This is a genomic window from Bifidobacterium sp. SO4 (assembly GCF_018555355.1).
In the GTDB taxonomy this organism is placed as follows: domain Bacteria; phylum Actinomycetota; class Actinomycetes; order Actinomycetales; family Bifidobacteriaceae; genus Bifidobacterium; species Bifidobacterium miconisargentati.
This window is the reverse complement of the sequence record NZ_JAFEJP010000030.1, coordinates 1-3,900: the sequence shown is the minus strand read 5'-3', so window position 1 is coordinate 3,900 and position 3,900 is coordinate 1. Positions and strand designations below refer to the sequence as shown.

Genomic DNA, 3,900 nt, shown 5'->3' with positions numbered 1-3,900 from the left:
AGATCGCGGGCGTCCGACCGGAAGACCACAACGAAACACCAGCCGACACCGACTAGGATTTCGCGCTCACTTCCAGTGAGGCACCACTCCCGGTTTCGCGCTCACTTTCAAATGAGGCACCTCGGTGGATTATACTGCCGATAAACCGGAAATTCCCGATTCGTATCAGATGAGTACCATCCGATACCCTCATCACGCCAGCCCCTGCCGACCAAATCATCACGTTCGGAAATAGACGTGGTGTAGTGGTGATCGGAAGCATAAGGATTGAATAAGCGGTATACCGGCGTATCGGAATGCTCTGGAGCAACCCATCCGATACCCTCATATTTCCAGCCAGCAGAACGCAAGTTATCACGTTCGGAACTACTTGCCGTATAGAAGTGCTCACCATTATGTCGGTTGTACAAGCGGTACATGTCAACAGTGCCGTCGCTATCCGCCGCCATAGCAATCTCCGAGTTTCCAACTGCCAGAGATGCCGTGCAGAAGATGGCGACAGTGAGAGCTACAACACGTCGCACAATTTTATAACCGGTACGATGCATGTATTGCCTTCCCTTTCCTCAATCACCATTTGATAGAAGAAATGTGGACCTTTACAGTCCTGTCAACGGTGACTATCAAATAGCATACCAGCCGATACCTTCGTCGCGCCAACCACGGGCAAGCAAATCCGCAACTTCATCCTTGCTCACCGTGTAATTATGGGTGCCTGACACGGCATTCGGATTGTACTGCCTATAGACAGGAGTCTGGTTCGCATCCGCTGAATACCAGCCGATACCTTCGTCGCGCCAACCATGAGCCAGCAAATTATCTCGTTCGGAAACCGACGCGGTGTAATGGTGATCCGAAGCATTCGGATTGTATAGACGATATACCGGGGTGTTGGAAGACGCGGGCGCAATCCAACCTATGCCTTCATACGTCCATCCCGCAGAGCGCAGATTGTCACGTTCTGCACTGTTTCGAGTATAGAAATGCTCGCCCGTATGGTGATTATAGAGACGGTACATCTCCACTTTTTCGACTACCGCGTTCCCCTGCTGGACAATATGCCACTGCTGACCGGCGGTGCCGATTTGCGTGTACACCTGCAACTGTGTGCGTGAGACGGCATTACCAGATGGAACATCGAGGGCCTTATTGGATTTGCTGTTGATGAGCGTTACAGCACCGTTGCCGGCATCACGGACGAGCCAATGCTGGGCTGGGGTGCCGTTGGACTGATACTGCTGAACCGCGGCACCATTACCCGTCATACCGTTGTACACGTCGATGTTCTTGTTGGAGTTGACATTGCGGATCTCATAGGTACCGTTGCCGGTTTTGATGAACTTGAAAATCTGCGCCGCCGAGCCATTGTTCTTATAAAGTTGCAGCTGCGTGAAGTTATCCTTGGACTCCTTTGGTACGTCGACCACCACATCCGTATTCTTGGCAGAGGCGATAATCACGTTCTTGCCTACATACACGTTGACCGACGTCGAAGCCAGAAGGTAGCCCTGCGCGGCGGTGCCGTTGGGGGTCCAGACCTGCAGCGGGGTGCCATTGGAGGTGCCGCCGTTGTACGCATCCAGCACCACGTTGCCGAGCGCGGACTGGAGGTAATAGGCGGCACCAGCGGCGTCCGAACCGGCATCGCGGATGAACCAGCGCTGAGCTTTCGATCCGTTAGCGGTGTTCTGCTGGACCGCGGCACCGGCCGTTGCCTTGCCGCCGGACACTTCCAAGGCCTTACCCGAGCCCACGGCCGTGATCACATAGCTGCCGTCGGATTGACGAGCGAAATGGAAACGCTGGGACCGGTCGGAACCATAGGAGTAGAGCTGGGCCTGCACGCCGTTTGCGGAGCTGGCGTCGGGGATATCCACTCCCATGGAATCCTTGGCCCAAGAGTTGATGTAGTAATTACCGTCGCGGACGGTGACGGCGTTGAGCTTGGTGACGTCGATAGCGGTTGAGCCACTGTTATTCCCGTTGCCGCCACTCGACGATCCATCCGTGGTACCGAAGGCGTTCAAATCGGCGGAGCCGCTGATGCCGGGCACGCTGCCGCCGGAGGTGTACTGCCAACCGCGAATCTTCGTCGACCAGTCGGCGAAGCCCATGTATCCTGCGTACTGGGCCACCCAACTGGTCTTGGAGTGGATGTTGGCGCTGTTCAGCGGACCATTGAGGTACGTGGTGTACGAATACACGCCGAGGTTGTTGTAACCGGCGGCCTTCATCTTGCCATACCAGGCGTTCACAATCGTGTCGTAGACGGCCGGGCTGGTGGGCGGCGCGTAACCAACCCACGTCCACTTCTCCAGGTCGTAATAGACCGGGTAGGACAAGTCGCTGGGGCTCACGCCGGCGTTTTGGAGGAGCTGGGCGGTGTATTCGCCTTCGCCGGCAGCACCGGCCTGGTCGTAGGCGTAGGAGTACATGTAGATGCCGAACGGGATGCCGAGGCGCTTGCATTCGCTGATGTTGTACAGGGCGTACTTGTCATAGCCGTTGCCCCAACCGTAGGTGACTCGGATGATGGCGCCCTGCACGCCATTCGCCTTGGCCTGGGCCCAATCGATCTGGCCCTGCCATTCGGAGACGTCCACCACGCCCTTGGCGTTCTTGACGAAGACGTTGCCGCCTGCGTCAAAGAAGGCCGGGGAGCCGTTGTATGTGCCCCAGTAGGCGCCATATTCGCCGTTGCCAAGCGAGGCGAGACGGACTTTGGCCTCGGTCTTGGAAGCGGAGGTTTCGGCTTTGGCGGAATCGGCCACAGCCTGCTTGACTTCGGAGGCCTCGACCGGGATGAAGGAGTCACCATCAGTCTTGGCCAGCGGGTCGGGCTGCTTGTCCTTGGTTCCGACGAGTTCCGGATCTGTAACCGTCTTGCCGGTCTCAATGTCCTTTACCTTGCCGTCCTCGGTGACGGCGAGATTCTCGGAGACCACGGTGGCGGTATCGGGAATCTTGTTGCTGACCTTGTCCGGCAGTTCGGCATTCGGATTGCCCGGCATGGCGTCCGTGGAGGAGGCCTCCTGATTGGCCAACGTGACGGTGTTCGCACCGGTCTCGTCCACGGCGGTGTCCGTCAATGCGGATGCCGGCACTGTGCCGAGTACACACAGCATGGCAGCGGACGCCAATGCCGCGCAGCATGTCTTCAATCGTTTCATTGTTCCCTCAACTTCCCAAGTCCATCAGTTTGTGGCGTTTTTGGCCGCAACTGGGCACCAGCCTAGTCGTTGCTGAGGAGGTGGGGTATGGGAGGGGTGGGGTATTCGCGCAAAATACTGACAATATATATTGTGAGGAAAATCACATAGATGGACTATGTGGCCCATAAGCTCCGTACTACCCCTCAGTCGGCTCCGCCGACAGCTCCCCTGACAAGGGGAGCCAAGGAACGAACTTACCAAAATTATGAGTTTTTATAGAAACAAACGCTTCACACGAGCGATGATCCACTTGCCGGCCATCACCAGTACTGCAATCACCACGTATACAAAGACGGCCTTCAGGAAGGGATAGTCACTCAGTCGATCCAGAATCCTGAAGAGCCGGCCAGGACGAATCCAATTAATCATCAGGATATGGAAAAGATATACGCCAAGCGACGCACCGGAAATCAACTTCAGCCAGCGCACTACTGCCAGCGGCATCTTCTTCAGCAGCGGCTCGGCTGATTGGAACAGCAGAAACAGCGCAATCGTCTGCACCACGCACAACGGCGAAGTGATGCCCACATAATACGAATCATACGAACCGGACGCGGTATGGCGACGTGCCTCACGTTTTTTGAGCGCGAAATGGGTAGTGGTGCCTCACCTGGAGTGAGCGCGAAACCGGGTTGGTCTGTTTGGCTTGTCGTATGGAAGACAGGATCAGCATGGCGACGAAGCGGCA

The 3,900-nt window shown here is 56.4% G+C and carries 3 protein-coding genes; all 3 read right to left on the bottom strand.

Annotated elements, in window-relative coordinates; all coding sequences use genetic code 11:
• Positions 1 to 107: 107 nt before the first annotated feature.
• A complete protein-coding gene (locus JS536_RS11610; RefSeq protein WP_214357051.1) occupies positions 108 to 548 on the bottom strand; it encodes a hypothetical protein in 441 nt (146 codons plus the stop codon).
• Between the two features lie 75 nt (positions 549 to 623).
• A complete protein-coding gene (locus tag JS536_RS11605; RefSeq protein WP_214357050.1) occupies positions 624 to 3,170 on the bottom strand; it encodes an RICIN domain-containing protein in 2,547 nt (848 codons plus the stop codon).
• A 255-nt stretch (positions 3,171 to 3,425) separates the two neighbouring features.
• Positions 3,426 to 3,740 (bottom strand): hypothetical protein, encoded by a 315-nt coding sequence (locus JS536_RS11600; protein ID WP_214357049.1) that lies wholly within the window; start codon positions 3,738 to 3,740, stop codon positions 3,426 to 3,428.
• Positions 3,741 to 3,900: the final 160 nt, after the last annotated feature.

Excerpts from the sequence above, each read along its gene's own strand:
- JS536_RS11610 (WP_214357051.1), bottom strand. The coding sequence starts at position 548 with ATGCATCGTACCGGTTATAAAATTGTGCGACGTGTTGTAGCTCTCACT.
- JS536_RS11605 (WP_214357050.1), bottom strand. The coding sequence starts at position 3,170 with ATGAAACGATTGAAGACATGCTGCGCGGCATTGGCGTCCGCTGCCATG.